Raw genomic sequence first — 24,700 nt, forward strand, 5'->3', positions numbered from 1 at the left:
CGTGCGCGGCATCCTCCTGGCCGGCGGCACCGGCTCCCGGCTGCACCCCACCACGCGGGCGGTCTGCAAGCAGCTGCTCCCGGTCTACGACAAGCCGATGATCTTCTACCCGCTGTCGGTCCTCATGCTGGCCGGCATCCGGGAGATTCTCGTGATCTCGACGCCCGAGGCGCTGCCGGCCTTCCGCGCGCTGCTCGGCGACGGGGCCGACCTGGGGATCGAGCTGCAGTACGCCGAGCAGGACCGGCCCCGCGGGATCGCGGACGCGCTCGTCGTGGGCCGGGACTTCGTCGGGGACGACGACGTCGCGCTGGTCCTGGGCGACAACCTGTTCCACGGTGCCGGGTTCTCCGACGTGCTCGCGCACTGCCGGGCGACCGTGGAGCACCGGGGTGGTGCGGTGCTGGTCGGCCACGTCGTCGCGGATCCCGCCCGGTACGGCGTGGCCGCGATCGACGACGACGGCCGGCTCACGGCCGTCGTCGAGAAGCCGGCCGACCCCCCGAGCGACGTCGCGGTCACCGGGCTCTACTTCTACGGCAACGACGTCCTCGACGTCGCCGCGGACGTGGAGCCCTCCGCGCGTGGCGAGCTGGAGATCACCGACGTCAACGCCGCCTACGTCCGGCGCGGCACCGCCGAACTCGTGACCCTCGGCCGCGGTTTCGCCTGGCTCGACACCGGCACGCACGCCTCGCTGCTCGACGCCGCGCAGTACGTGGCCGTGGTCGAGTCGCGCCACGGGGTGCGGATCGCCTGCCCCGAGGAGATCGCCCTGCGGATGGGGTTCATCTCCCCCGCCCAGGCCCGCCGCCTCGGCGAGCTCTCCGCCTCCTCGGACTACGGGCGCTACGTCGTCGCCGTCGCCGACCAGGCCGACCGTCCGACCCCGACCGTGCTGGAGGCGGTGTGAGCGCCCTCGGGATCGACACCCGGCTCGACACCACCGACGCCCCGGGCACGGTGCGCGACCTCGCCGTGGCGGGCGCCTGGACGATCGCGCCCCCGGTGTTCGGCGACGACCGCGGCGCGTTCGTGTCCCCGTTCGTCGAGCCCGAGCACCTGGCCCGCACCGGCCGACGGCTCTTCGCCGTCCGGCAGGCCAGCTTCAGCCGGTCGGCGGCCGGCGTGGTCCGCGGGATCCACTACTCGACGACCCCCGAGGGCCAGGCCAAGTACGTCTGGTGCTCGGCGGGCTCGGTCCTGGACTACGTGGTCGACCTGCGGGTCGGCTCCCCGACCTTCGGGGTCTGGGACGCGGTGCGGCTCGACGCCGCCCGCGGGCAGGCCGTGTCCTTCCCCGTCGGGGTCGGCCACGCGTTCGTCGCCCTCACCGACGGCGCCTCGATGACCTACCTGCTCTCCACCTCCTACGAGCCCGAGCACGAGCGGGCCGTCTCGGTGCACGACCCGGAGATCGGCCTCGCGCTGCCCGACGACCTGCCGCCCGCCGCGATGTCGCCGCGGGACACCGCGGCGCCCGGGCTGGCCGAGCTGCGCGCCGCCGGCCTGCTCCCCGACCACCCGACCTGCGTCGCGCTCGAGCGCCGCCTGTACGGAGAGGACCCGTCGTCATGACCGTGCGCGTCTGGGACTACCTGCCCGAGTACGCCGACGAGCGCGAGGACCTGCTCGACGCCGTCGACACCGTGTTCTCGTCCGGCCGCCTCGTCTTCGGGCCGGCCGTGGAGGCCTTCGAGGCGGAGTTCGCCGCCTGGCACGGCCTGCCGCACGCCACCGGGGTCGACAACGGCACGAACGCCATCGTGCTCGGGCTGCGCGCCCTCGGCGTCGGCCCCGGCGACGAGGTGATCACGGTGTCGAACACCGCGGCGCCCACGGTCGTCGCGATCGACCAGATCGGCGCGGTCCCGGTGTTCGTCGACGTCCGCGCCGACGACCAGCTGATGGACACCGACCTCCTCGAGGCCGCGGTCACGTCGCGGACCCGGGCGATCGTGCCGGTGCACCTCTACGGGCAGTGCGTCGACATGGCCGCGGTGCAGGCGGTCGCCTCGCGCCACGGGCTGCGGGTGCTCGAGGACTGCGCCCAGGCGCACGCCGCCCGCCACCACGGTCGCCTCGCCGGGACGATGGGCGACGCCGCCGCGTTCTCCTTCTACCCGACGAAGATCCTGGGCGCCTACGGTGACGGGGGCGCGGTGGTCACCGCCGAGCCGGACGTCGACGCCGACCTGCGCCGGCTGCGCTACTACGGGATGGCGCAGCAGTACTACGTGGTCCAGACCCCGGGGCACAACGCCCGCCTCGACGCGGTGCAGGCCGAGATCCTGCGGCGCAAGCTGCGCCGGCTCGACGACTACGTCGCCGCGCGCCGCGCGATCGCCGGCCGCTACGCCGAGGGCCTCGGCGACGTCGACGGTCTCACCCTCCCGCCGGTGACCCCGGGCAACGAGCACTCCTACTACCTCTACGTCGCACGCCACCCGGAGCGGGAGGAGCTGCTCGAGGGTCTGCGTGCGCACGGGATCGAGCTGACCGTGAGCTACCGCTGGCCGGTGCACACGATGAGCGGGTTCGCGCACCTGGGACTCGGGCCGGGGTCGCTGCCGGTGACCGAGCGGCTCGCGGGCGAGATCCTCTCGCTGCCGATGTACTCGTCGCTAGACAAGGGCACGCAGGACGACGTCGTCGCGGCGGTGCGCACCGTGCTGGGGGCCCCGTGAGCGGCACCGTGATCGGGCCGGTGTTGGTGCTGGGCGCCGGGGGCTACCTGGGGTCGACCCTGGTCACGCACCTGGCGCGGCGGGGCACGGAGGTCGTCGCCGTCGGACGGCGGGCCCCGCGCGCCGTGGGACCGACGGTGCGGACCGCGGCCGTCGACGCGACCGACCCCGACGACCTCGCGCGGGTCGTCGCGGGCGCCGGTGCGGTCGTGCACCTCGTCGCCCATCTCGTCCCCGGACGGTCGTGGCGGGTCGCCGACGACGACCCGGCCGGCGAGGCCGGCACCGTCGGGCCCGCCCGGGCACTGGTCGCGGCCCTGCGCGACCGCCGGGTGCCCGTGGTGACCGCCAGCACGGTCGGGATCGCCGGGTGCCCGGAGCGGATCCGCCTCGACGGCACCGAGCCCGACGACCCCCGGACCCCGTACGACCGGCAGAAGCTCGCGGCCGAACGGGCCCTGCTGGAGTCCGGCCTGCCGGCCGTCCCGGTCCGCCTGCCCACCGTCTACGGGCGGGGAGCCGACCCCGCCGCCCCGGGGACCGGGGTGGTCGCGGCCATGGCGCAGCGCGCCGCCGCCGGGCGGGACCTCACGCTCTGGCACGACGGGTCGGTGCGCCGCGACCTGCTCCACGTCCGGGACGTCGCCGCGGCCCTCGACGCCGCCGTCCGGCACGCCGACCGGCTCGCGGGCCGGCCCTGGGTGATCGGCACGGGGATCGGCGTCCCGCTCGGGGCCGTCGTCCGCGGCCTCGCCACCCGGATCGCCGACCGCACCGGACGCGAACCCGTGCCCGTGGTGCAGGTCCCCGCCCCGGATCACGCCGCGCCCACCGACTTCCACTCCGTCGAGGTCGACCCCGCCGCCTTCCGGGCGGTCACCGGGTGGCGGGCGCGCACCCCGCTCGGCACCGGCCTCGACGAGGTCGCCGACGCCGTCGCCACCCGACCCGTCCCCGTCTGAGGAGAACCGACCGTGTCCCGCACCCCCGTCGTCGTCCGCACCGAGGACGTCACCCCGAGCCGCCGGATGGGCGGCGCGATCTACCCGCTGCTGACCCCGGCCTCCGCCGGGACCCACGCCGGCTTCCTCGCCCAGGCGGTCCTGGAGCCCGGGGAGGAGATCAGCGAGCACTACCACCCGTGGACCGACGAGCACGTCCTCGTCGTCGCCGGCGCCGTGGAGGTCGTCGTGGACGGCACGAAGCTCCACCTCGCCGCCGGCGACGCCACCTACGTCCGCCGCGGGGCCCGCCACGTGATGCGCCAGACCGGTCCGGACACGGCGCGCGCCGTGCTCTTCCTCGGTCCGCTCGCCCCCGACCCCGCCGACGGCCACGTCGACACCGTCCCCGTCCCCCACCCCGACGCCGCCCCGCCGCGGGTCGGCTGAGCCGCAGGAGGCCCTCCATGACCGCCCACACCGACAACGCCGTGGTCATCGCCGCCGACCTCGACACCGTCTGGACGATGACCAACGACGTCGCCGACTGGCCCAACCTGTTCAGCGAGTACTCCGACGCCCAGGTCCTCGAGGCCGACGAGCGCCGCCTGCTGTTCCGGCTCACGACGAAGCCCGACCCGGACGGGTCGGTGTGGTCGTGGGTGTCCGAGCGCTTCCCCGACCGGGAGAACCTGGTCGCGACCGCCCGCCGGGTCGAGACCGGGCCGTTCGAGTACATGAACCTGCGCTGGGACTACCGGGAGGTCGACGGCGGCGTCGAGATGCGCTGGCGGCAGGACTTCACCATGAAGCCGGGCTTCCGCTTCGACGACGCCCACATGACCGAGCGGCTGAACCGCACCTCGCGGGAGCAGATGGCCCACATCAAGGGCGTCGTCGAGGCGCGCGTCGGGGCGGTGTCGGCATGACCGCCGTCGAGCAGCGCCCCGAGACGCCGAGCCCCGCCACGCTCACGCCCGCCGCGGGGCCCGGGGACGCCGGCGCCCACCGCGACCGGCTCGCGATCCTCACCTGCGGGCTGCGCCTGGCCCACGTGATCTCCGCGCTCGCCGAGCTCGAGGTCCCGACGATCCTCGCCGGGGGCCCGCTGCCCGTCGGCGAGATCGCCGCCCGCGCGGGCGCGGACCCGGACGCCCTGCACCGCGTGCTGCGCATGGCGGCGTCGTTCGGGGTGTTCTCCGAGGTGGCGCCGGGCGAGTTCGCGGCGACCGCACTCGCCACCCCGATGCGCTCCGGGGTCCCGTACAGCCTGCGGCCCCTGATCGACTACGGCACGAAGCCGTTCGTCGCCGGGCCCTACGGCGCGCTCGCCCACACCCTGCGCACCGGCGAGCCCGCCACCCGCGCGGTGCTCGGCACCGACTTCTGGGGCCACCTGCGCGCCCACCCCGACGACGAGGCCTTCTTCGACTCGATGATGACCGAGCTCGGACAGTGGGAGACCGCCCGCCACCTCGACGCGATCGACCCCGGTCGGTTCGGGGTGCTGGCCGACCTGGGCGGTGGCCACGGCCACTTCCTCGCGGCCGCCCTGACCCGCGCGCCGGGCACGCGCGGCATCCTGGTCGACCACCCGGCCGTCCTGGCCGACGCCGACGGTGTCCTCGCCGACGTCGCCGACCGGGTCGAGCGCCGTCCCGGCGACCTGTTCGCCGACGCACTGCCGCAGGCGGACGCGTACGTCCTCAAGGCCGTCCTGCACAACTGGCCGGACGCCGAGGTGGCGACGATCCTGCGCCGCGTCCGCGAGGCGATCGGCGAGGCCGGGACCCCGCTCTTCGTCGTCGAGCAGGTGGTCGGCGAGGGCGACGGGTTCGACCACGGCAAGGTCCTCGACGTCGACATGCTGGTCCTGTTCGGCGGCCGGGAGCGCACGCTCGGGCAGTGGCGCGAGACGTTCGCCGCGGCCGGGTTCGCGCTCGTGAACACCCCGGACACCGGTCGGTGGACGGTGCTGCACGCGGAGCCGGTGTGACCCCCGCGGCGCCGGTGACGGCCTGCCCCGGCTACCCGTTCCCCGCCCGCGACGGCGTCGACCCCGACCCGGGCTACGCCCTCGCGCGCGCCACGGGCGGGCCGGTCCCGGTGACGGTGGCCCCGGGCCGGTGGGCGTGGCTGGTGACCTCGATGGCCGACGTGCGCACCGTGCACGGCGACCCGCGGTTCTCCCGGGCCGCGGCGACCGACTCCCCCGACGTCCCGGCCGCCGGGCTCGCCCCGCCCGCGGGCTCGCTGCTCGCGCTGGACCCGCCCGACCACACCCGGGTGCGCCGCCTGGTGGCCGGGGCGTTCTCCGCCCGGCGGATCGCGGCACTGCGACCGGCCGTGGCCGCCACGGCACGCGAGCTCCTCGCGGACCTCCCGGCCGACCGGCCCGTCGACCTGGTCGCGCGCTACGCCCGGCCGCTCTCGGTCCACGTCATCGGCGACCTGCTCGGCGTGCCCGCCGCCGACCACGACCGGTTCACCGGGTGGGCGGACGCGTTCCTGTCCACCGCGGCCTCGTCGGCCGAGGTGGGCCGGGCCCGCGGCGAACTCGCGGGGTTCGTCGGCGAACTCCTCGGCCGCAAGGCCCGCGAGCCGCAGGACGACCTGCTGAGCCACCTCGCCGGGTCGGGCGCCGACCCGCGCGAGACGGTCATGCTGGCGATCGCGGTGCTGGTCGCCGGCCACGAGACGACGAGCAACCACCTCGCGAGCTCGTTGCTGCTCGTGCTCTCCGACCCGGACGTCGCGTCGTCGCTGCGCGGGCGCCCGGAGGCGGTCACGACGGCGGTCGAGGAGCTGCTGCGGGTGGTCTCCCTCGGCGCCGTCGGGGGCTTCCCCCGGGTCGCGCTCGCCGACGTCGAGCTCTCCGGGGTCACGGTCCGCGCCGGGGAGACCGTCATCCCGGCCCTGAACGCCGCCAACCGCGACCCGGGGTCCTTCGACGACCCCGACCGCGTCGACCTCGCCCGCTTCGCGGGCGTGGGAGGGGCGGGTCATGTCGCCTTCGGCTCCGGGGCGCACCACTGCCTCGGCGCCGCCCTGGCCCGCCTCGAGCTCGCGACCGGGATCGCGACGGTCCTCGACGACCGTCCCGCGGCCGCGCTCGCCACCGCGGACCACCGCTGGAACCGCGACTCCCTGGTCCGCGGCCTCGCCACCCTGCCGGTCCGTCTCGGCCCGGCCCACCCAGAGAGAGGAGCCGCGCCGTGTACCGCGCCCTGATGGTCCGCCGCTGGAACCCCGACGACGCCGAGCGCATCGCCGGCATCTTCGCCGAGCACGACCGCACCGACCTGCCCGCGCAGATCGGCGCCACCCGCCGGACTCTGTTCGGCTTCCACGACCTCTACTTCCACCTCATCGAGGCCGAGGACGACTTCCGCGAGCGCCTGTTCGCCGCGGTCGCCGACGACCGCTTCCGCAGCGTCGACACCCAGCTCGCCGGGCTGCTCACCCCCTACGACACGACGACGCCGTCCATGGCCCAGGCCCAGGCGACGCCGTTCTACGACTGGAGGCGGACCGCATGACACTGCGCGTGTTCCTCGAGATCGACACCGGCGAGACCGCGCCGGAGACCTTCCTCGCGGTGTGGCGGCGCATGGCCGACCGCGCCGCCCACGCCCAGGGCAACCTCGCCCAGAGCCTCAACCGCCACGCCGCGGAGCCGGCCCGCTGGTTCATCGTCAGCGAGTGGGCGTCCGACGAGGCGTTCGCCGCCTTCTCCGCGAGCCCGGATCACGCCGCGCTCGCCGCCGACCTCAAGGCCCACGGCCGCACCGTCGCCATGGGCCGGATGCACGAGGTCCTCTCCGTCCCGCCCGCCCTGCAGGAGGCCACGTCATGACCGCCGTCGAGAACCCCGTCGGGACCGCACCGGCGCACCCGGCCGCGCCCGCGGTCACCCAGCGTCGCCTCTACCGCATGATGCGCGTCTACAAGGAGACCGCACTGCTGCGTGCCGGCGTGCGCACCGGGGTGTTCGACGCGCTCGCCGACGGCCCGGCCGACGCGGCCACGGTCGCGGGCCGGCTCGGCGCGGCCGAGCGCGGCGCGCGGCTGCTGCTCGACGCGCTGGCCGCGCTCGAGCTGGTCACGACCACGGACGACGGCCGCTACGACCTCGACGACGGGGCCCGCGAGCTGCTCGTGCGCACCTCGCCGACCTACTACGGCGGCATGGTCGACGTGGTCGCCAGCAGCGAGGAGTGGGACGCGCTGCGGGACCTCGACGCGGCCGTCCTCGCCGGCGGCTCGGTGCGCGACGTCGACGCCGAGACCCCCGGTTACTCCTACTGGGAGACCTTCGCGCGGTCGGTCGGGCCGGTGACGGTCCCGACGGCGCACCTGCTCGGCGACCTGCTGGGGACCTGGGCGGACGGTCGCGACGACCTGCGCATCCTGGACCTCGCCTGCGGGCACGGCATCTACGGGTTCACGCTGGCCGGGCGCTGGGCCGGGGCCCACGTCACCGGCGTGGACTGGGAGAACGTCTGTGCGATCACCGCCCGGCACGCCGCCGAGCAGGGTCTCGCCGACCGCTTCACCGCCGTCCCCGGCGACATGTTCACCACGCCGGTGGACGAGCCGCAGGACCTGGTGCTGGTCACGAACGTCCTGCACCACTTCTCCGAGGAGCGGGCCACCGAGCTCCTGCGTCGCGCGGCCGCCGACCTCGCTCCCGGCGGGCGGATCGGGGTGGTCGGTTTCGTGGCCTCCGACGTGCCCGCGCGGGACCCGGAGCCCTACCTGTTCTCCATCCTCATGCTGGTCTGGACGGCCGCGGGCGAGGTGCACACCGAGGCCGCCCACCGGCGGATGTGCGCCGCGGCCGGGCTGGAGATCGAGGCCACGCAGCAGGTGCCGGGGCTGCCGTTCCACGTGCTGACCGCGCGGAGGGCCGACTGATGGGGCCGCGGGTCCTCGCCCTGACGTCGTCCGGGGTCGGCCACCTGTTCCCGATGGTCCCGACGCTGTGGGCGGCCCGGGGAGCCGGGGCGTCCGTCGTGGTGGGGGCCAGCGGGCCCGCGGTCGGCGCGGCCGCGCAGGCCGGCCTGCCCGCCGTCGACCTCGCCCCCGGGGGTCGCGACGACCTCGCCGCCATCCGCGCGTCGTTCCTGCGCCGGATGCCGGGCGCCACCGACGACCGGGAGCGCTTCGGGATCGCGATGGCGATGTTCGCCGCCCAGGCGCACCGGGTCGCGGACTCCGCGGTCGCGCTGGGCCGGGCGGTCCGGCCCGACGTCGTCGTGCACACCCCGCTCCAGGCGGCCGGCCCCCTGGTGGCCGCCGTCCTCGGCGTGCCGGCGATCGAGCACGGCTTCCAGTTGACCGGGGTCGGCCGCACCCGGGACCTGCTCGCACCGCACCTCGCGGGCGCGTGCGCCCGCCACGGGGTCCCCGACCTCGCCCCGACCGCCGCCGCGCTCGACGTCTGCCCGCCGAGCATGCATCCCGGCGGCCCGATCGGACGGTCGCTCGGGCTCCGGCCCTACAGCGGCGGCCGGGTGCTCGACGACCGCCTCCTGTCCTCCGTCCTGGATCGCCCGCGGGCCCGGCCCCGGGTGCTGGTCACGGTGGGGACGACGGACGACCACGCGACGGCGCTGCCCGCCGTCCTGAGCGCTCTCGCCGACCGCGACGCCGAGGTCCTCCTGGCCGGGGACCTCCCCGACTCCTGCCCCGACCCGACGCACGGTGCGCGGATCGTCGCCCAGGGCTGGCTCCCGCTCGACACCGTGCTCGGCGGCGTGGACGCCCTGGTCCACCACGGGGGTGCCGGGTCCGCCCTGGCCGCCCTGGCGCACGGCGTGCCGCAGGTCGTGGTGTCCGGGCACGCCGACCACGCCTTCAACGCCGCCGCCCTCGTCCGGCGCGGCGCCGGGGCCTCGGCCGCCCCGGCCGACCCCGTGGCCGCGCCGGAGCCCGCCGCCCTCGACGCCGCTCTCGCCGCCGTCCTCGACGACCCCGCGATCGCCGCGACCGCCCGGGAGGTGGCCGCCGAGATGGCCGCCCTGCCGGGGCCGGCCGAGGTGGTCGGGCCGCTGCTCGCCGAGTTCACCACCCGACCCGTCATCCAGGAGGCGGCATGACCGCGCCCTCGATCTCCCCCGCGCCCGTCGCGGCCCTCGAGCCGGGCGACCGGCTCGATCTCGTCACCGAGCCGTCCCTACGGTCGCTGGCCGCGGCCGCACGCCGGGACCCGCGCGCCGGCTTCGCCGCGGTGGTCGCGCTCACCGCCGAGTCGGTGGCGGCGGTCGTCGACGTGGACCGCACCCCCACGGTGGGATTCGCGCTGTCCCCGCCCGTGCCCGGCGTCCCCACCCGCTACGCCCTCGACGGGCCGCCCGGCCCAGGTGACCCCGTCGTCCTCACCCGACCCGGCGCGGACGGCACCCCGGAGTGGTCGCTGCACACCGCGGCCGAGGTGGCGGTACGTCCGGCCGTGCTGCCGCGGGGCATGGCGCTCTGGGGCGTCGTCGTCGCCGAGGTGGAGGTGGCACCGGACGCCGTGCCCGCGCCGCGACCCGGGCCGCGGGCGACCGCGGCCGGTCCCGCGGCCCTCGACCCCGGCCTGGCCGCGGTCCTCGCGCTGGGGGCCCACGCCCTGGGGCTCGCGGCCCGCTTCCGGGACGCGTTCCTGCGCAAGGCGGCCACGAGCGCCCGCGGGTGGGCCGCGGTGAAGACGATCGACGACCCGCTGGTCGTGCGGTCCCTCGGCGACGCCGACGCCCTGCTCGACGGGGCCGCCGCCCTGCTCGGGGCGCGCGCGGGCGCGGCGCTCGGGCACCCCGGGCGGGTCGGTGCGGCCGAGGGCGCGCAGCTCGCCGCCGCGGCGTGCGCGGCGGTCGACGCCGCCCGCCGCGCCACGACCGGGTTGATGACGTTGTCCGGGGCGAGTGCCCTCTACGACGCCAGCCCGATGCAGGAGTCGTACGCGCTGCTGGCCGCGCTGGCCGCCCACCCGCTCCTCGACCGCTCCGCCCGCCGCCGCGCCACGCGCACGGCCCTCGATCCCGACGTCGACCGGCTGCTCGCCGGACAGGGAGGACCCCGATGACCGCCGTCCACCAGCGTCCGCCGCGTCTCGACGGCGACGACACGTGCCCCGTCCGCTGGGCCCGCTCGATCGCGGGTGAGCTCGCCGCGGGCGCCGTCGCCACCGAGGAGGCCCGGACTCCGACCCGCGAGGTGGTCGAGCAGCTCCGCGACGCCGGGCTGTTCTCGCTGACCCTCCCGAAGGCCCTCGGCGGGGCCGAGGCCGATCCCGCGACCGTCATGGCCGTCGTGGAGGAGGTGTCCTGGGCGGACCCGTCCGTCGGGTGGGCGCTCATGATCGGCCAGGGGTCCGGCTTCCTGGGATGGGGCTCGCAGGAGCTGGGGCAGCGGGTGGTCGGGACGACCCCGGACCCGCTGATCGCGTGCGCCCTGGCCCCGATGGGTGACGGCACGCTGCTGTCGGCCGAGGAGACCGGCGGCGACGAGCCGGGCTACCGCCTGTCCGGTCGGTGGGCCATCAACTCCGGCTGCCGGCACGCCGACTGGTTCATCGCGGCCTTCGCGAAGAAGACGGAGGGCGTCGACTCCCCGCAGTGGGGCGAGGACGTCGTCCGGTTCGCGGTGCTGCCCGCCGACCGGGTGCGGGTCCTGGACACGTGGCACGTGCTCGGTCTGCGCGGTTCCGGCAGCGACGACGTCGAGATCGACGGCGTCGAGGTGCCGCACAGCATGACCTTCAGCCCCTTCTTCGAGGCGGGCGAGCACGACGGGCCCCTCTACCGGCTCTCCTACTTCGCCTTCCTCATGACGATGATGGGCGGCTTCTCCGCGGGTCTGGCCCGGCGCGCCGTCGACGAGGTGTTCGACCTGGCCGGGACCCCCGGCGGACCGGACCTCGCCGACACCGACACCCAGGTCGAGCTCTGGCGGCTGGACGCCGACCGGCGGGCCGCCCGGTTGCTGCTCGCCGACGCCACCGCCCGCGTGTGGGACGAGGTCCGCGCGAGCGGCGCCGCGGCCCCGGAGACCCGCGCGCTCTACGCGGGCGCGGTGCAGCACTCCCAGCGGGTCGCCGAGCGCGTCGTCGACGGGGCGTTCGCCCTGGTCGGCGCGGCGGGGCTGCACGACGACCACCCGCTGCAGCGCACCTGGCGCGACGTGCACGCCGCGGGCGCCCACCTCGCGTTCGGGCTGGTGGCCGAGCGGCGGATGGCGCGCGTGGTGTACCTCGGCGACCACAGCATGCAGTACATGATCTGAGCACGTGGTCCGTGCGGGGAGGCGGGGCCCGGGCGCGCGTCCGCCCGGGCCCCGCTGCGTGTCCGGTCGGCCTCAGGCGTCGTCGCCCAGGCCGACCTTCTCGCGCAGTGAGCGCAGCAGGCGGTCCACGCCGGACGCGGACCGCAGGCCGATCTTGCCGAGCCGGAACGACACCGGGCCGTCGAGCCGCTGGGCCCACTGCAGGTTCGACACCGACGCCTCGATGGCCGCGCGCCCGCGGGCGAGCATCGCGGACTCGTAGGCGGCGAGCGCCGGCACCGGGCGGGCCAGCCCCTCCTCGGTGAGGGCCAGGACGTCGACCAGCGCGGCCGCGTCCTGCAGCGCCGTGCTGGCCCCGATCCCGCCGGTCGGGGGCATGCAGTGCACGGCGTCACCGAGCAGCGTCACCCCGGGCAGGGTCTGCCAGTGCGGCACGTCGGGAGCCACCCAGAACGACAGCGGGGACAGCGTGTCCGCCCGCGCCGCCGCCACCAGGTCGCGGGCACCGGCCCGCCAGCCGTCGAGCGCCCCGAGCGCGAGCGTCCGCAGCTCCTCCGGGTCGGCGGCCTCGCGCGGGTCGGTCGGCCAGCGGTCGAGGGGCGCGCCCACGGACCACAGCACGTACGACCCGTCCGGCTCGGCGGGCAGGCCGCCCGGGGGCAGGTCGGGGCGGCTCGGACCGGACGGGTCGTGCCCGGAGAAGAACATGTTGTGGCCCTCGGGGCCGATCGCGAAGCCGACCCCGTCGACGAACGACGGCGGCAGGTCGAGCTCCCGGGCCACGTCGAGCGGCGTCGTGCCGGCGACGCACAGGGTGTCCCACTGCTCCGGCTCGGCGTGCGGCAGCAGCTGCCGACGCACCCGGGAGGAGCGGCCGTCGGCCCCGACCAGCAGGGTGCCCTCGTCGACCGAGCCGTCGGCCAGGTCCACCGCCACCCGCCCGCCGGGCAGGCTCCGGTACCGCTCGACCGGCCGGCCCCAGCGCACCACGTCCTCGAGGCCGCGCGCCAGGATCGCCCGCAGCGGCCGGCGTCCGATCAGCGTGTCCTCGTCGACCAGGGTGGCCGACTCGGCGACCTCCCCCGAGACCAGCAGCTCCGTGAGCGACTCGTCCAGGATGCGGAAGGCGTCGATCGGGCGGGAGGCGCTGGCCAGGAGCCCGAGGTAGTTCTCCCGCGGCAGGCACGCGTGCAGTGCGCGGTTCGCCTCCGGGGTCAGGTGCAGGCGGTACCCGGTCCACCGCGCGTCCGGGTCGGGGTCGCGCTCGTAGACCGTGACCCGGATGCCGTGGCGGCGCAGACCGTGCGCGAGGCACAGACCACCGATCCCCGCCCCGGCGATGATCACGTGGCTCTCGGCGGCCATCACCGTCACACTCCTCGTATGGCATCAGGAACCTTACTGCCCGGGACCAGACTATCGTGGGCCCGTGTCCGACGCAGCGCAGCAGTCCGCGCCCGTGGCGCCGGTGTGGACCGACGACCGCATCACCGACCTGACCGCGTGGATGCTCATCCGGGCCTCGCTGGTCTTCGCACCGCGCCTCGCCCACGCCCTGGCCCCGACCGGCCTGACCCCGACCCAGTTCGGGGTGCTCGTGCAGCTGGAGAACAGCCCGGGCATCGCGCAGGCGGCGCTCGCGCGGCGGTGCCTGATGACGCCGCAGAGCATGGGCGAGGTGCTGCCCGCGCTGGTGGACTCGGGCCTGGTGGTGCGCGGGACCCGCTCGGGTCGCGGGCACCCGATCCCGGTGCACATCACCGACGCCGGACGCGACCTGCTCCTGGCCGCGACCCCCGCGGTCGAGGCGGCGAACACCTCCGAGGCGCTCGGCCTCGACCCGGAGGAGCGGGAGACCCTCAACCGCCTGCTGCAGAAGCTCGCGCTCGCGGAGGACTGACCCCGCGCCTCCCGCTCGCCCTGCTCGTCCCGGGGAGCCGGCGGTGAGCGCCCCGGGCCGGCCGCGCCTGGTCCTCGCCGTCGCCTGCCTCGCCCAGTTCCTCGTGGTGCTGGACGTGGCCGTGGTGAACGTGGCCCTGCCGCGCGTCCAGGCCGACCTCGGGTTCACGTCCGCCTCGCTGCCGTGGGTGCTCGACGCCTACACCGTCGCGTTCGCGGGCTTCCTGCTGCTCGGCGGGCGCCTCGCCGACCTCCTCGGACACCGCCGGATGCTGCTCGTCGGGCTCGCCGCGTTCGGGCTGGCCAGCGTGGCGGCCGGGGCGTCGGGCGACCCCGCCGCCCTGATCGCCGCGCGGGCCGCCCAGGGCCTCGCCGGCGCCGTCCTCTCCCCCGCGACCCTCACCGTCCTCACCGCGGCGTTCTCGGAGGGCCCGGAGCGCACGCGCGCGCTCGGCACCTGGTCCGCCGTCGGCGCTCTCGGCGGGGCGACCGGCGGCGCCGTCGGTGGCGTCCTGGTGCAGCTCGTCGGCTGGCCCTGGGTGTTCTGGATCAACGCACCCGTCTGCGCCGCGGCGATCGTCGGCGCGCTCGCCGGGGTGGCCGTCCGTCCGGCGACCCGACGCCCCCGGCTGGACCTGCCCGGTGCCCTGCTCGCGACGGGAGCGCTCGTCGCACTCGTGCTCGCCGTCATCGGGTCCCAGGCCGATGAGGGCCCCGTCCTGCCCGCCGTGGCCGGCGGCGCGGCGGTCGTCCTGGGCGCCGCCCTGGTCGCGGTGGAGCGTCGTGCGCCCGAGCCGCTGGTCCCCGGACACGCGCTGCGCCGTCCCGGCGTCGCGCCGGCGCTCGCGGCGATGGCCCTGGTGGGGGCGGCCGTGTTCGCGATGTGGTTCCACGTCGCGCTGGTCCTCCAGCAGGGCCTCGGGCTCGACCCGCTCCACGCGGGGCTCGCGTTCCTGCCGCAGGCGGCGGGGATCATGCTGGGCGCCCAGCTCGCGGCCCGGCTGGTCCCCCGGCTCGGCGCGTCGCCGGTCCTGTTCGGCGGCGCGGTGGTGATGACGGCGGGCCTGCTCGGGCTCGCCGGGCTCCGGCCCGACGACACCTGGGCCAGCGGGATCGCCCTGCCGGGCGTCCTGGTCACGCTCGGAATGGGGCTCTCGGTCACCCCGATCGCCACGCTCGCCACGGCCGGGACGCCGGAGGGCGAGGAGGGACTGGTGTCCGGCCTGCTCTCCACCGCCCGGCAGGTCGGGGCGGCCGTCGGGCTCGCCGCCCTCGCGGCCGTCGCGACCGCCGCGGGCGGACCGGGCCCGGACGGCGTGCTGCGTGGGGCCACTGCGGCCTTCCTCGCCGGCGCGGCCCTGACCGGCGTCGCGGCGGTCCTCGCGCTCACGACCCGGAGCCGGGACCGGGACGGTGCCCGATCGGACAGAGCATCAGGTTCGTGATACTCGAATGGGTTTACGGAACCTGATACCCAGGCACTCTGGGGGCATGGCTCGCAGCGTGCTCGGCAAGCGCACCCGGCAGTTCCTCGTCTTCCTGCACGTGGTGGTGTCGCTCGGCTGGATGGGGGCGGGCGCGGCGAACGTCGTCCTGTCCATGACGGCCTGGCTCACCGACGATCCCGTGGTCGCCCGGGTCTGCTACCAGATGACGTGGTCGATGGAGGAGTACCTGATCATCCCGGGCGCGTTCTCCGCCCTCGGCACGGGCGTGCTGCTCTCCCTGCTCACCCCGTGGGGCCTGGCGAAGTACTGGTGGGTCCTCGTGAAGCTCGTCCTCACCGTGGGGATCATCGTCTACTCGACGCTCTACATCGGGGTCTGGAGCATCGAGAGCATCGAGGCGACCACGGCCGGGAGCCCGGTCAGCCCCGTGGCCACGCACCTGGCCCTCGGCCCGCTCCCGAGCCTCGCCGCGTTCCTGCTGATGACCTGGGCCTCCGTCGCGAAGCCGTGGGGGAAGACGCCGTGGTTCCGCCGCACCTCCGTCTCGCGCGGGGCGGGGCGCCGCACGCGCGCGGCCGCCGCCCGACCGGTCCCGACCGGGACCGGCGTCGCCACCCCCGTGGTCGAGAAGCCGCGCAGCGGACAGGCCGCCGGTGAGGAGGCCGAGCCCGCCGAGCCCGCCGAGCCGGTGGGCGCCGGCGCGGCGGAGGAGCGCGGTGCGGCGATGGCCTGAGCGCCCTCAGTGCGGCACCGGGCGGTCGTGCGGCAACGCGGCCAGCTCCGTCCGGGAACGGACGCCGAGCTTCCGGTACACCGAGCGCAGGTGGTACTCGACCGTGCGGATGCTCAGGTGCAGGGCGACCGAGGCCTCGCGGTTGGAGGCACCCGAGGCGACGAGGTCCGCGACCGCCCGCTCCGCGACGCTCAGGGGGTCCCGGGGGGTCGCTTCGGCGAGCGCCTCGTCGGCACGCCGGCACCACCACACGAACCCGGACGAGTCGAACACCGAGCGGGCCTCCCGGAGGTGCTCGTCGGCCCCCTCCGCGCCCCGGGCGAGCTCCACGCGACCGAGCACGAGCAGGCTCCGCCCGAGCTCCGGGGGGCGTGGCCCGCGGCGGTGGTGGTGCACCGCCGCCCGGGCGTGGACCACGGCGGCGTCCGGGTCGTCCCGGGCCGTGGCCAGGCCCGCGCGGAGGCGCTCCGCGAGCCCGGTCGGGGTCGGTCGGCCCCGGGCGATCCCGTCGAGGTGGTCCACGAGCTGCCCGACGCGGGCGCACTCCCCCACCGCGAGCAGGGCGTCGCCGAGGTCGGCGTCGACGAGCAGCCGCCGTCCCGGCTCGCGCAGCCCGCGACCCACGGCCGTCGAGAGCACGTGCCAGAGCTTGGCGGCGGCGTCCGCCGGGTCCCCGTCCTGCCAGGCCAGCAGCCCCGCGAGGTACTCGACGAGCAGGCGCCGGCGCGGGAGCACCGGACGGGCGGCCTCGCCCTCCTCGATCACGGCCGCGACCCCGGTGTGATCGGCGGCGGCGAGCCGGAGCATCCCGCGCACCCCCATCAGCTCGGGGGGCTCGACCGCCCCGGCGTCGGGCAGGGCCTCGATCTCGCTCGCGGCGAGGTCCGGACGGCCGGCGATGTAGTGGCCGTAGGCCAGGGACAGCCCGGCCCGGAGGACGCCGATGTCGTCACCCGCGTCCCGCGCCAGACCGGCGCGAGCAGCGAGGTGAGCCCGGGCCTCGTCGAGCCGGTCGTCGACCTCGAGCGCCCGTCCCCGCACGAGCTGGATGCCGTCCACGTCCCCGTCGGCGCCCTCCGCCGCCGCGAGCGCGGCGTGGCGCGCCCAGAGCTCGTCGTCGATCGGCTCGCCGGCGTCGAGGCGGGCGAACGCGAGATACCCCAGCGCCCGCCGGACCACCGCCGGGAGGCTCTCCGACACCGCGTCGACCGCGGCGGCCGCGGTCGTCGCACGGTCCGCGTTCCCGTACACCGGCTCGCTGCGCAGCGTCGTCGTCACCGCGACACGGCGCCGCGCGAGGCGGTCGTCGTCGGCTCCCGGGAGGTCCGCGAGCCCCGCGACGAGCTCGCGGGCCGCCGACTCGCCCCGGGCCCGGTAGGTCGCGTCGGCGAGCAACGGCACGACGACGTCGAACGTGTCGGCGTCGAGCGTGGCGAGGTCCAACGTCCCGAGCAGGTCCTGGCAGCGCGCGAAGCCCCCGTCCCGGAAGTGCAGCTCGGCCGCCCGGATCCGGCGGGCCGGCGCTGCGTCCGCGTCGCCGCCGTCGCGTCGCACGGCCTCGTCGGCGAAGCGCACCGCCCCGATCGCCGCGCCGCGCCGCTGGGCGGCCACCGCGGCCGCGTCGAGGGTCTCGATCAGATCCGCGGTGTCCTCGGGGTCGTCGGCGAGGTCGGCGGCGCGCAGGAGCTGCTCGGCACGCTCCTCCACCGAGCCCGCGAGCGCCGCCGCCCGGCGGTGCAGCGCGCGGCGGCGGAACGGCGGCAGGGCCTCGAGCATCGCGGCCCCGACGAGCGGGTGGGACGGGACCAGGCTCCCGTCTCGGGCGAGGACGAGCCCCACGGTGACCGCGGCGTCGAGCAGCTCCTCGCCCCCGCGGGTCGCGGCGAGGAGGGCGGCCGGCCGGACCCGTCCGAGGGCCGCCACGAGCGCGGCCACCTCGGCGACGACCGGTCCGGCCGCCTCGAGCCGCTCGGCGACGAGGGCCCCGAGCCGCTCACCGGTCGCGCCCCCGCGGCCACGCTCCATGGCCCAGAACGGGTTGCCGCCGGTCTCGGCCGCGATCTCGCGGGCGCGGGCGCGGGAGACCGGGGCGACGCGATCGGCCAGCAGGAGCTCGACGCACGGGGCGGTGAGCCCGTCGAGCTCGAACGTCGTCACCTCGGCCCCGGGACCGACGAGCGCCTCCGGCTCGGGCCGGTCGGGCGCCGGGGTCCACCACGGCGAGGCGGTGCGCGTGGCGAGCAGGACGCGCAGGGGCCGGTCGGCGAGCCGCCGGGCGACGAAGGCGAGGCACCGTCGCGTCTCCGGGTCGAGCCACTGCTCGTCGTCGACGGCCACGACGAGCGGACCGCCCTCGAGGCGGCTCCGGAGCAGCGAGAGCACCCCGACCGCGACCGTGCGGGGGTCGGCGGTCGTGGTCGTGCTGCGCCGCAGGAGGGCGGTCTCCACCGCCGCGCGCTGCGGCTCCGGGAGGTCCGCGTCGCCCGCGTCCAGCAGGTCGCCGACCAGATCGTCGAGCGTCACGTAGGACATCGCCGACTCCGCCTCGGCGCAGGAGGTGGCCAGCACGGGCACCCCGGCGCCGGCCGCCGCTGCCCGGCCCGCCTCCCACAGCGTCGACTTCCCGACGCCGGGCTCACCCGCCAGGACGAGACCGCGCGGGTGTTCCGCGGGATCCGCGACGAACGCCTCCAGCGCGGCCAGCTCGGCCGTCCGGCCGATCACACGCGGCCGTGACGGCCCGACCACCGCTGCGCTCACCCGTTCCTCCCCCGCCTCGGAAAGAGGTGTACCCCGAGGAGTGACGGTTCGAGTGCCGTCCCGGCGGAGTTCTCCGACCCTTCATCCGTTCGCCGACCGATGTCCGGAACGTCCGATTCCCGGGTACCAGGTGGGCCGACCCCGAGGACGTCCGTCACACCGTTCCGGTGCACCGGTGGGCTGCGGTCGGTGCTCCCGCCGACGGAGCGTGGGGGTACAGCCACCACCGACCGAGGAAGCCCACGATGACCACGACGGCAACCCGCACACCCTGCCCGCCCGTCCCCCGTGTCGCGCTCCTGCCGCTGGACCCCTGGGAGCACGACGCCGCCCACGCCTACCTCGCCACCCGGCGCGAGGTCGTCCTCGACGACACCCACGCCGACGTCGTCCTGGTCCTCGCGCGCACCGTCGACGCCGCGGTCGACGCGGCCATCCGCGCCGCGGTCGACGCCCGCGCGGACCCCCCGCGCCTCGTGCTGGTCAGCGACCGGCTCGACGAGGCCGAGGTCGAACGACTCCACGCGCTCGGGGCGAGCCACGTGCTGGACCGGGAGTCGGTGACGTGGGAGCTGGTGGTCGGCGCCCTGGCCGGTCCCGCGCCGGCGGTTCCCGAGCCGGACCGGTCGTGGTCCCCGCGGTTGTCCGACCGCGAGGTGGAGGTGCTGCGGATGCTCGCCGGCGGGGCCAGCACCGGGGAGGTCAGCGAGGCCCTGCACTACTCGGAGCGCACCATCAAGAACGTCCTGAAGGCCGTCTCGGCCCGGCTCGGCGCCCGCAACCGTGTGCACAGCGTGGCCCGGGCGGTCCGGGCCGGGCTGATCTGAGGCGTGCTGGTCCGAGCCCGCCCTGCCACCTCGGGCCGGGTGCCAGGAGACGGCGCCCCGGAGCCGTCGCTAGCGTCGGTCGGGTGATCTCCGCCTTCGGCGCCGAGTTCGACGTCGCGCCCGGCTACCTCAACACGCCCTCGGTCGGCATCCCGCCGCGGCACGTCGTCGGCGCCGTCCGCGCCTGGGTCGACGACTGGGCGTCGGGCGGGCTCTCCGCGCCCGCGATGGACGAGCCGGTCGACCGGACCCGCGAGGCGTTCGCCGCGCTGACCGGCTTCCCGACGGGGGACGTCGCGATCCACTCCGTCGTGTCCGGCCTCCTCGCCCCCGTCGCCGCGTCGTTCGAGCGCGGCACCCGGGTCCTGACGGCGGCCGGGGAGTTCACCAGCGTCAGCTTCCCCTTCGCCGCGCAGGGGCACGACGTCACCGAGGTGCCGGTGGCGGAGATCCCGCACCGCGCGGGCGACCACGACGTCGTCGCCGTCAGCGTCGCGCAGTCCGCCGACGGGACACTGGTGGACCTCGACGCACTGCGGGCGACCGACGCCGTCGTCGTCCTGGACGCCACGCAGTCGCTGGGGTGGCTGCCGGCGGACCTGTCGTGGGCGGACGTGGTGGTCGCCGGTGGCTACAAGTGGCTGCTCTCGCCGCGCGGGTGCGCGTGGGGCGCCTACTCGCCGCGGATGCTCGATCGTGTCACCCCGAGCGCCGCCGGCTGGTACGCCGGCGAGGACCGTTGGAGCTCGGTCTACGGGCTGCCGCTGCGTCTCGCGAGCGGCGCCCGCCGGCTCGACGTCTCCCCCGGCTGGGTCTCGTTCGTCGGCGCCGCCGTGGCGCTCCCGTGGCTGACGGGCCTGGACCGGTCGGCGGTGCACGCCCACGGCGTCGGGCTCGCCGAGCGCCTGCGCAAGGAACTCGGGCTCCCGCCCTCGCCGTCGGCGATCGTATCGATCCCCGACCCGGCCGCGCCCGATCGCCTCGCGGCCGCCGGGGTGCGCTCGGCTCCCCGCGCCGGCGCCACCCGGGTCGGGTTCCACCTGTACAACACCGACGCCGACGTCGACCTGGTGCTCGACGCCCTGGGCTGACCCGGCTCCGCCGTTGCGCCACGCACACGACCGGACACACCGACACTGGTCCGCACCGGCGTTGCGTCCCGCACACGGCCGGACGACCCGACACCGCGCCGCACCGGCGTTGCGTCCCGCACACGGCCGGACGACCCGACACCGCGCCGCACCGGCGTTGCGTCCCGCAACGCCCGCGGCGAGCGACACGATTCGCTCCAGCCGTGTGCGTCGCGCAACGGTCACGCGGGAGTGAACGACCCGCCTCAGCCGTGTGCGCGACGCAACGACGACGGCGAGCGACCGTGCGGGTCGTCACGACTCCTCCGGGCAACCCCCGAGCTGCCCAGCAGGAACTGCGATCACCGCCGGTCAGGGGACGTGCGTCACGCTGACGGGGGAGCAGGGACAGGCACCATCGGGAGCGCTCCCCGAGAACGACCTGGAGGTGCCGTGCGCGCCCGAACCCACCGCAACGCCCTGATGACCCTGCTCCTGCGGGCCCGCTCGACGGTCCTGCTCCGCCGCCGCGTCGGGCGCTACCCCGAGCTGTCCGACGCCGCGGTCAACGTCGTCACGAACGGACTCACCACCCTGGCCGTCGACCCGACGGCGGCCCCCGGCGAGCTCCACGACGAGGCGACCGCCCTCGCCCACCGCATCCTCGACGACGACCACCCCGAGGCCTCCGTGCTGTGGCCGGCCGCGGGCCCGGACCTCCCGGTGACCAACTGGTCCCAGGTGGTCCGGCCCGCCGCCGACTCACTGGTCGCCTAGCGTCCACCCCACGGGCTCGGCCAGCTGCAGGGCCTCGCGCGGCCCCCACGAGCCCGGCTCGTACGAGTGCAGCTCGGCCGAGCCGTCGAGGGCGGCCCCGGCGGCCTCCCAGACGTCCTCGAGACCGTCGGGCCGGGTGAACAGCGTCCGGTCGCCGAGCAGGATGTCGTGGATCAGCCGCACGTAGGGCGGCAGCGGGTCACCGCCGTGCACGTCGTGCAGCGGGATCGTCGTCCACTGCGTGGTCAGCTCGGACTGGCTGCCCGGCAGCTCGATGTTCATCGAGATGCCCAGCTCGCCGTCGCCGGAGAGGTCGAACCGGATGACGTTGCCCCGCTGCGGGATGTCCGCGCACTCGGGGTTCCCGGTGTCGCCCGGCGCGCAGTACGGCCCACCCTCCGGGTCCCGCATGATCAGCGAGACCTTCTGGTGGCTCTCGGCCATCTTCTTGCCGGTGCGCATGAGGAACGGGACGTCGCGCCAGCGATCGGTGTCGACGTACATCCGGGCGGCCACGAAGGTCTCGGTGTCGGAGTCCTCGGCGACGGCGTCGATGTCCCGGTAACCGTCGAACTGCCCGCGGATCACGTCGGAGGTCGCCAGCGGCCGGAACGCCTTGACCGCGTCCGCGCGGGCCTGGGCGATGTCGTCGGACGACAGGGTCGCCGGCGGCTCCATCGCGATCTCCGCGGCCACCTGGAACAGGTGGGTCACGAGCATGTCGAGCACGGCGCCGGTCTCGTCGTAGAACTCGGCGCGGTCGGCGACGTCGAGGGTCTCCGGGACGTCGATCTGCACCGAGGCCACGTGGTGGCGGTCCCAGCTCGAGCCGAACAGGCCGTTGGCGAAGCGCAGCGCCCGCAGCTGCTGCGTCGCCTCCTTCCCCAGGAAGTGGTCGATCCGGTAGACGAACGACTCGTCGTAGACCTGGTGCACGGCCTCGTCGAGCTTGCGGAAGCTCTCCAGCGACGTCCCGAACGGCTTCTCGTAGACCACCCGCGAGCGCTCGGCCAGGCCGTGGGCGCCCAGCGCCTCCGTCGTCGGGCCGAAGGCGGTCGGTGGCACGCCGAGGTAGTGCACGCGCTGGACCGACGACGGGTCGCCGTCACCCAGCTCCTGCTCGGCCTGCTCCACCTTCTCCACGAGCCGGCCCGGGTCGTCCACCGAGAAGCCGTCGCTGGCGAAGTGCAGCCGGGAGGCGAACTCCTCCCAGGGCCCGTCGTCGGGCTTCGGCCCGAACTCGGTGAGCTTCTCGTGCACGTGCGCGCGGAAGTCGTCGTCGGAGAGCTTCCGTCGCCCGCTGCCGATGAGCTGCCACTGCGGGGGCAGGAGCTCCTCCTGGGCGAGGCGGAAGAACGCGGGCAGCACGAGCCGCGCCGCGAGGTCACCGCTCGCGCCGAAGAGGACGAACACGGTGGGAGGGGTGTCTCCGGGGTCGGTCACGGTCCAGAGCTTCCCCCGGTTCCCGCCCGCTGACACGTGACCAGGCCCCGCAGCACCCCCATCGCGGCCTCGCGGTCCTCCCACGGGACGAACAGGTGGTCGTGGTGGAACCCGCTGACCGGGTTGACGCTCATCCCCGCCTCGGCGAGGGCCGAGCAGACCACGGCGAGGAATCCGACCGCGGACAGCGACGAGTGCACCTCGAGCGTGATCCAGGCGCAGTCGTACTCCGCGCCCTCCGGGCCGGGCCAGGGCACGACCGCGGTGCGGCCCTCGTCCTCGGTGACGGTGACGACCGCGTCGGCCGGCACCGGCCCGCCGTCGGGAAGGACGGAGAAGACGTACCGCCCCTCCCGCAGGCGGGGCGACATGTCGGCGAGCAGCGCCGGGAGCTCCGTCACGACGGGTCCGGGGCCGGCTCCGAGACCCCGCAGTGCGAGCACTCGTGCACCTGGAACCGCGGGGACGGGCGCAGGAGCAGCACGGTCACGACGGCGGCCGCGAGCAGCAGGCAGGCGGCGATCACGACCGCCCGGTGGTAGCCGGCGGAGAACGCCACCGGGTTCGTGTAGTCCGCGCCGGCGATGCCCGCGGCGGCCGGGATGACGGCGACCGCGAGCAGGTTCGCGGCGCGGGCGACCGCGTTGTTGACGCCGGAGGCGATGCCGGCGTGGCGGTCGTCGGCGGCGTCGAGGACGGTCGCGGTCAGCGGGGCGACGGTCGCGGACAGGCCGAGCGCGAAGAGCACGACGGCGGGCAGCACGTCGGTCCAGTACGACGCCCCGGGCCCGACGCGCAGGAGCAGCAGCATCCCGCCCGCGGCGACGACCAGACCCGCCGTCATCGGGATGCGGGGCCCGATCCTCGTCGCCAGCCGCCCGGCCCGGGCCGAGAGCAGCAGCATGACGAGCGTGATCGGCAGGGTGGAGAGCCCGGCCGTCAGCGGGGAGAAGCCCGCGACGACCTGCAGCTGCAGCACGAGCAGGACGAACAGCACCCCGAGCGCCGCGTACATCAGCAGGGTCACGCCGTTCAGCGCCGAGAAGCGGGGGTTGGCGAACAGGTCGGGCGGCACCAGCGGCGAGCGCGACCGGCGTTCCACCAGCACGAACGCGACGAGCGCGACCACGCCGGCCACCCCCGTCGTCACGACCGCGACCGACGCCCCGGCCTCCCCGGCCTCGGTCAGCGCCCAGGTGACGGCCCCGAGTCCGACCAGCGCGAGCACCGTGCCGGGCACGTCGAGGTGGCGCGCCGCGGAGGGGTCGCGCGACTCCGGGACGTGCCGCAGCGCGGCGAGCAGGACGACCGCGGCGAGCGGCAGGTTGATCAGGAAGACCGCCCGCCAGTTCCACTCGACGAGCCAGCCACCGACGAACGGCCCGACCGCCCCGGCCACCCCGGCCAGGCCCGACCAGGCCCCGATCGCGGCCGCGCGGTCCTCGCCGTGGAAGGACGCCGAGATCAGGGCGAGCGAGCCCGGCGTCAGGAGGGCCCCACCGACCCCCTGCAGCGCCCGGGCCGCGATCAGGACCTCGATCGACGGCGCGAACCCGCACAGTGCCGAGGCGAGGGCGAACCAGACGACGCCGACCAGGAAGATCCGCCGACGGCCGAACCGGTCCCCCAGCGAGCCGCCGAGCAGGATGAACCCGGCGAGGGTCAACGTGTAGGCGTTGATCGTCCACTGCAGGCCCGCGAACTCGGCGCCGAAGTCCGACCCGATGCGCTCGAGCGCGACGTTGACCACCGTCGAGTCGAGCATCGCCAGCCCGGACCCCAGCACCGTCGTCACCAGCACCCAGCGCCCGGCTGCAGAGCCCATGCGCAACTCGGTCGTCACGGGT

At 76.0% G+C, this 24,700-nt stretch carries 25 protein-coding genes; 20 read left to right on the plus strand and 5 right to left on the minus strand.

Annotated elements, in window-relative coordinates; genetic code table 11:
- The first annotated feature begins 1 nt into the window (after nt 1).
- The 14 genes from rfbA to QRT03_RS21730 are packed head-to-tail and all read left to right on the plus strand — an operon-like array spanning nt 2 to nt 11,896.
- Entirely contained in the window at nt 2-913 is a 912-nt protein-coding gene (rfbA, locus tag QRT03_RS21665; protein WP_286055129.1) for a glucose-1-phosphate thymidylyltransferase RfbA, read from the plus strand.
- A complete protein-coding gene (locus QRT03_RS21670) occupies nt 910-1,578 on the plus strand; it encodes a dTDP-4-dehydrorhamnose 3,5-epimerase family protein (RefSeq protein ID WP_286055130.1) in 669 nt (222 codons plus the stop codon). Before rfbA ends, QRT03_RS21670 begins: the two co-directional genes overlap by 4 nt.
- A complete protein-coding gene (locus QRT03_RS21675; protein WP_286055131.1) occupies nt 1,575-2,687 on the plus strand; it encodes a DegT/DnrJ/EryC1/StrS family aminotransferase in 1,113 nt (370 codons plus the stop codon). Before QRT03_RS21670 ends, QRT03_RS21675 begins: the two co-directional genes overlap by 4 nt.
- Nucleotides 2,684-3,649, plus strand: coding sequence for an NAD-dependent epimerase/dehydratase family protein (locus QRT03_RS21680; protein ID WP_286055132.1), 966 nt, complete (start codon nt 2,684-2,686; stop codon nt 3,647-3,649). The genes QRT03_RS21675 and QRT03_RS21680 overlap by 4 nt, the downstream gene beginning before the upstream one ends.
- A 12-nt stretch (nt 3,650-3,661) precedes the next feature.
- Nucleotides 3,662-4,078: a cupin domain-containing protein gene (locus tag QRT03_RS21685; RefSeq protein WP_286055133.1), complete on the plus strand. Its 417-nt coding sequence runs from the start codon at nt 3,662-3,664 to the stop codon at nt 4,076-4,078.
- A gap of 17 nt (nt 4,079-4,095) precedes the next feature.
- Nucleotides 4,096-4,557 (plus strand): SRPBCC family protein, encoded by a 462-nt coding sequence (locus tag QRT03_RS21690; protein WP_286055134.1) that lies wholly within the window; start codon nt 4,096-4,098, stop codon nt 4,555-4,557.
- Nucleotides 4,554-5,624 carry a methyltransferase gene (locus tag QRT03_RS21695; RefSeq protein WP_286055135.1) on the plus strand — a complete coding sequence of 357 codons (1,071 nt, stop codon included), beginning with the start codon at nt 4,554-4,556 and terminating at the stop codon, nt 5,622-5,624. The genes QRT03_RS21690 and QRT03_RS21695 overlap by 4 nt, the downstream gene beginning before the upstream one ends.
- Nucleotides 5,621-6,859 carry a cytochrome P450 gene (locus QRT03_RS21700; protein WP_286055136.1) on the plus strand — a complete coding sequence of 413 codons (1,239 nt, stop codon included), beginning with the start codon at nt 5,621-5,623 and terminating at the stop codon, nt 6,857-6,859. Before QRT03_RS21695 ends, QRT03_RS21700 begins: the two co-directional genes overlap by 4 nt.
- Nucleotides 6,844-7,167: a TcmI family type II polyketide cyclase gene (locus QRT03_RS21705; RefSeq protein WP_286055137.1), complete on the plus strand. Its 324-nt coding sequence runs from the start codon at nt 6,844-6,846 to the stop codon at nt 7,165-7,167. Before QRT03_RS21700 ends, QRT03_RS21705 begins: the two co-directional genes overlap by 16 nt.
- Nucleotides 7,164-7,484, plus strand: coding sequence for an antibiotic biosynthesis monooxygenase family protein (locus tag QRT03_RS21710; RefSeq protein ID WP_286055138.1), 321 nt, complete (start codon nt 7,164-7,166; stop codon nt 7,482-7,484). The genes QRT03_RS21705 and QRT03_RS21710 overlap by 4 nt, the downstream gene beginning before the upstream one ends.
- Nucleotides 7,481-8,545, plus strand: coding sequence for a class I SAM-dependent methyltransferase (locus QRT03_RS21715; RefSeq protein WP_286055139.1), 1,065 nt, complete (start codon nt 7,481-7,483; stop codon nt 8,543-8,545). Before QRT03_RS21710 ends, QRT03_RS21715 begins: the two co-directional genes overlap by 4 nt.
- A complete protein-coding gene (locus tag QRT03_RS21720) occupies nt 8,545-9,729 on the plus strand; it encodes a glycosyltransferase (RefSeq protein WP_286055140.1) in 1,185 nt (394 codons plus the stop codon). Before QRT03_RS21715 ends, QRT03_RS21720 begins: the two co-directional genes overlap by 1 nt.
- Nucleotides 9,726-10,697, plus strand: coding sequence for a hypothetical protein (locus QRT03_RS21725; RefSeq protein WP_286055141.1), 972 nt, complete (start codon nt 9,726-9,728; stop codon nt 10,695-10,697). The genes QRT03_RS21720 and QRT03_RS21725 overlap by 4 nt, the downstream gene beginning before the upstream one ends.
- The gene (locus QRT03_RS21730) at nt 10,694-11,896 is read left to right on the plus strand and encodes an acyl-CoA dehydrogenase family protein (RefSeq protein WP_286055142.1); all 1,203 of its coding nucleotides are present in this window, start codon (nt 10,694-10,696) and stop codon (nt 11,894-11,896) included. Before QRT03_RS21725 ends, QRT03_RS21730 begins: the two co-directional genes overlap by 4 nt.
- A 72-nt stretch (nt 11,897-11,968) precedes the next feature.
- Here QRT03_RS21730 and QRT03_RS21735 read toward each other — a convergent pair whose 3' ends face one another.
- Nucleotides 11,969-13,261, minus strand: coding sequence for an FAD-dependent oxidoreductase (locus QRT03_RS21735; RefSeq protein WP_286055143.1), 1,293 nt, complete (start codon nt 13,259-13,261; stop codon nt 11,969-11,971).
- Between the two features lie 64 nt (nt 13,262-13,325).
- Between QRT03_RS21735 and QRT03_RS21740 the strand changes: the two genes are divergently transcribed.
- The 3 genes from QRT03_RS21740 to QRT03_RS21750 are packed head-to-tail and all read left to right on the plus strand — an operon-like array spanning nt 13,326 to nt 15,976.
- Entirely contained in the window at nt 13,326-13,796 is a 471-nt protein-coding gene (locus QRT03_RS21740; RefSeq protein ID WP_286055144.1) for a MarR family winged helix-turn-helix transcriptional regulator, read from the plus strand.
- 43 nt (nt 13,797-13,839) lie between these two features.
- The gene (locus tag QRT03_RS21745) at nt 13,840-15,240 is read left to right on the plus strand and encodes an MFS transporter (RefSeq protein WP_286055145.1); all 1,401 of its coding nucleotides are present in this window, start codon (nt 13,840-13,842) and stop codon (nt 15,238-15,240) included.
- Between the two features lie 46 nt (nt 15,241-15,286).
- Nucleotides 15,287-15,976 carry a hypothetical protein gene (locus tag QRT03_RS21750; protein ID WP_286055146.1) on the plus strand — a complete coding sequence of 230 codons (690 nt, stop codon included), beginning with the start codon at nt 15,287-15,289 and terminating at the stop codon, nt 15,974-15,976.
- A gap of 6 nt (nt 15,977-15,982) precedes the next feature.
- On the opposite strand, the gene QRT03_RS21755 is transcribed toward QRT03_RS21750, so the two are convergent.
- Nucleotides 15,983-18,736, minus strand: coding sequence for a helix-turn-helix transcriptional regulator (locus QRT03_RS21755; RefSeq protein ID WP_286055147.1), 2,754 nt, complete (start codon nt 18,734-18,736; stop codon nt 15,983-15,985).
- Nucleotides 18,737-18,981: 245 nt separating this feature from the next.
- Between QRT03_RS21755 and QRT03_RS21760 the strand changes: the two genes are divergently transcribed.
- The 3 genes from QRT03_RS21760 to QRT03_RS21770 all read left to right on the plus strand — a co-directional run bounded on the left by QRT03_RS21760 (nt 18,982) and on the right by QRT03_RS21770 (nt 21,410).
- Nucleotides 18,982-19,563 carry a helix-turn-helix transcriptional regulator gene (locus QRT03_RS21760; RefSeq protein WP_286055148.1) on the plus strand — a complete coding sequence of 194 codons (582 nt, stop codon included), beginning with the start codon at nt 18,982-18,984 and terminating at the stop codon, nt 19,561-19,563.
- Nucleotides 19,564-19,646: 83 nt separating this feature from the next.
- On the plus strand, nt 19,647-20,654 hold the full coding sequence (locus tag QRT03_RS21765) for an aminotransferase class V-fold PLP-dependent enzyme (protein WP_286055149.1): 1,008 nt from the start codon (nt 19,647-19,649) through the stop codon (nt 20,652-20,654).
- Nucleotides 20,655-21,086: 432 nt separating this feature from the next.
- Nucleotides 21,087-21,410, plus strand: coding sequence for a hypothetical protein (locus tag QRT03_RS21770; protein WP_286055150.1), 324 nt, complete (start codon nt 21,087-21,089; stop codon nt 21,408-21,410).
- On the opposite strand, the gene QRT03_RS21775 is transcribed toward QRT03_RS21770, so the two are convergent.
- From QRT03_RS21775 to QRT03_RS21785, 3 genes are read right to left on the minus strand one after another with little or no spacing between them, the layout of a single operon-like run.
- On the minus strand, nt 21,396-22,853 hold the full coding sequence (locus tag QRT03_RS21775; protein WP_286055151.1) for a glucose-6-phosphate dehydrogenase: 1,458 nt from the start codon (nt 22,851-22,853) through the stop codon (nt 21,396-21,398). The genes QRT03_RS21770 and QRT03_RS21775 overlap by 15 nt on opposite strands.
- Entirely contained in the window at nt 22,850-23,254 is a 405-nt protein-coding gene (locus QRT03_RS21780) for an ACT domain-containing protein (protein ID WP_286055152.1), read from the minus strand. The genes QRT03_RS21775 and QRT03_RS21780 overlap by 4 nt, the downstream gene beginning before the upstream one ends.
- Entirely contained in the window at nt 23,251-24,678 is a 1,428-nt protein-coding gene (locus tag QRT03_RS21785) for an MFS transporter (RefSeq protein WP_425604886.1), read from the minus strand. The genes QRT03_RS21780 and QRT03_RS21785 overlap by 4 nt, the downstream gene beginning before the upstream one ends.
- Between the last annotated feature and the right edge of the window lie 22 nt (nt 24,679-24,700).

Source organism: Actinomycetospora termitidis (genome assembly GCF_030286555.1).
GTDB classification, from domain to species: domain Bacteria; phylum Actinomycetota; class Actinomycetes; order Mycobacteriales; family Pseudonocardiaceae; genus Actinomycetospora; species Actinomycetospora termitidis.